The 2220-nt window shown below is 72.0% G+C and carries 4 protein-coding genes; all 4 read left to right on the forward strand.

The features are described 5' to 3' along the window. The first annotated feature begins 44 nt into the window (after positions 1-44). Genes E1182_RS30285 through E1182_RS30300 form a run of 4 tightly spaced genes read left to right on the forward strand, consistent with a single transcriptional unit; the run spans position 45 to position 2131 of the window. Entirely contained in the window at positions 45-326 is a 282-nt protein-coding gene (locus E1182_RS30285; RefSeq protein WP_132271151.1) for a hypothetical protein, read from the forward strand. A gap of 60 nt (positions 327-386) precedes the next feature. Next, positions 387-743: a hypothetical protein gene (locus tag E1182_RS30290; protein ID WP_132271152.1), complete on the forward strand. Its 357-nt coding sequence runs from the start codon at positions 387-389 to the stop codon at positions 741-743. 18 nt (positions 744-761) lie between these two features. After that, positions 762-1706, forward strand: a complete 945-nt coding sequence (locus tag E1182_RS30295; protein ID WP_165942772.1) for a DUF2637 domain-containing protein — start codon at positions 762-764, stop codon at positions 1704-1706. A gap of 14 nt (positions 1707-1720) precedes the next feature. Beyond that, a complete protein-coding gene (locus E1182_RS30300; protein WP_132271154.1) occupies positions 1721-2131 on the forward strand; it encodes a hypothetical protein in 411 nt (136 codons plus the stop codon). Positions 2132-2220: the final 89 nt, after the last annotated feature.

Consider the following 2220-nt stretch of genomic DNA (forward strand, 5'->3'; position numbering starts at 1 on the left):
CGCCGCTTCCTTGTCCCGCCCCGACCTGACCGAGGAGAGCTGAGATGACCGCCCCGACCTGCACCCTGCGCGTGACCATCCCGACCTTCAACACCGAGTTCGTCCCCGAGCAGGACGGCGGCCCGTGCCCCGAGCAGGCGGTGGCCCGCCTGGTGATTGAGCACGACGGCGAGAAGTGCGGGGACGGCGGGCTCTGCCTGTTCGACCCGGCCGAGGGCTTGGAACTGGACCCGTGGACGCAGACGGAGCTGCTGTGCGCGGTCCACCTGGCCGAGCACTACCAGGAGAGCGGCGAGCTGGTCGGCGCGACGCTGACCGAGCTGTAGCCATCGAAGACGGCCGCCCGGGGACCGCCGGGTGGCCTCGACCTGTTGGAGGAGAAACGAGTGGACCTGTTCGCATCGCTGGCCGGGCCGGCGGACCCGTCGACGCCGAAGAGCGTCGAGATCACGGTGAGCCTGCCAGCGTGGGTGGTCGGCGACGATCGGACGCCGTGGTGCCTCGGCTGCGGCCGGGACATCGCCGACGGCGAGGTGGCGGTGACGCTGGGGGGACTGCGGATGCACGAGGGATGCGCCCGGCAGCGGCTCGACCCGCGGTTCCCGCGTGCCGCGTGGATTGCCGTTGCCGAGCACATCGCGGCAGCGCCGAGCCGACACCGCGCAGCATCCGTCCGCGCGGCACTATGGGCGCTGGCGACAATGCTGCGTGAGGCCGGCACTGCCGGCGAGGCTGCCGGGTAGGCGCCGGCAGTGGTTCACGTGGAGAAGCTCGACACCGAGCTGCCGGAGCGCCCGAGCAAGGGCGCCTGGGTGGTCGCCTGGTCGGCATTCGCGGCCGGCATCGGCGCGTCCCTGGCGGCCAACATCGCGCACGCGGGGGAGGGTGCCGGGGCGAAGTTCGTTGCCGGCTGGCCGCCGCTGGCGCTGCTGCTGTGCTCCGAGGTGATGATGCGGGTGCCAGCACCGCGGCACCCGCTGGTTAGGGGCGTGCAGATCGTCGGCACGGTGATCGTTGCCGGCGTCGCCGCGGTGGCCAGCTACCGGCACATGAAGGCACTGGCCCTGGCCTACGGCGAGGACAGCCTGACGGCGAGCACCCTGCCGCTGTCCGTGGACGGCCTCGCGCTGGTGGCGTCGATCGGGCTGATGGTCCTCGCGCACCAGCGGCGTGTGGCGATCGCAGCCGAGCGTGCCGCCGCGCTCGCTGCCGCTCTGCCGCCGCTAGCCGCTCTGCCGATGCCGCCCGATCCGGTGCAGGCAGCTGATCTGGTGCCAGCACCGCAGCAGCCAGACCCCGAGCCGCTGCCGGAGCCGCTGCCGCTGCCGGAGTCGGACCCGGAGCCGCTGCCGCTGCCGGTCCAGGTGCCGCTTCTGCCCATGGAGCCGGTTGTGCCGCCGGAGCCGTGGCCCCGGCAGCAGGAGCTGCCGCTGCCGCCGCCCGACCCGGCACCGGTGCTGCCGGACTCTGCGACGGAGGAACTGTGGGCTGCCGCTCGTCAGGCGTGGAAGGACTCGATGGGAGCCGGGGAGCCGCTGACCGGCCAGGCCCTCGGCACACGGTTCGGCCGGAGCGAGAGGTGGGGCCGGACCCGCATCAAGGAAGCGCGGGCCGAACTCGAAGCCCAGGAGGCTGCCGGCGACGTCGTCGTCGGCGAAACCGACCAGCAGGACACCCTGGTGCCGGCCGGTGCCGGGGCGGCGTAGAGGAGGAGAGGCAGATGGTGGTGTCGATGGCGATGATCGCGGCCGAGCGGGCCGCCCTGTTCCCCGAGCACCCATACGCGTGGGTGATTATCCGGGACCGGGACCACGAGGTGCACGGCACGTCGGAGTCGGAGGTGGGAACCGCCGGCCCGAGCCAAGCGACGGATGAGATGGTCGAGTGGGCCAGGACGCAGGGCCGGCCGTTCCGGATGCTCGACGAGGGCGACATCGACGCGGGCGCGATCGCGGACGGGAAGGACGTCGCCCCGGAGGAGCACGGCGTGGTGTACGAGGGCTTGATCTGGACCCGGGATGAGCCCGGCACCGAAGCGGACTTCGGGCCGCTGCAAGACTTTGGTGAGCCGAACTACGGGTGTGTCGACATCCAGTACCGGAACGAGCGGGGGGAGTGGGTTTCGCTGTAGTGGCGAGGTATGCGGGTGCAGTGGTTCAATGTGACCGCACCTACTCGTTCTGAGGGGGTGGGCGGGGGTCCGATCAGGCAGTAGTCGGG

This window comes from Micromonospora sp. KC721 (genome assembly GCF_004348355.1).
Lineage (GTDB): Bacteria > Actinomycetota > Actinomycetes > Mycobacteriales > Micromonosporaceae > Micromonospora.

Excerpts from the sequence above, each read along its gene's own strand:
- E1182_RS30300 (WP_132271154.1), top strand. The coding sequence starts at position 1,721 with ATGGTGGTGTCGATGGCGATGATCGCGGCCGAGCGGGCCGCCCTGTTC.
- E1182_RS30285 (WP_132271151.1), top strand. The coding sequence starts at position 45 with ATGACCGCCCCGACCTGCACCCTGCGCGTGACCATCCCGACCTTCAAC.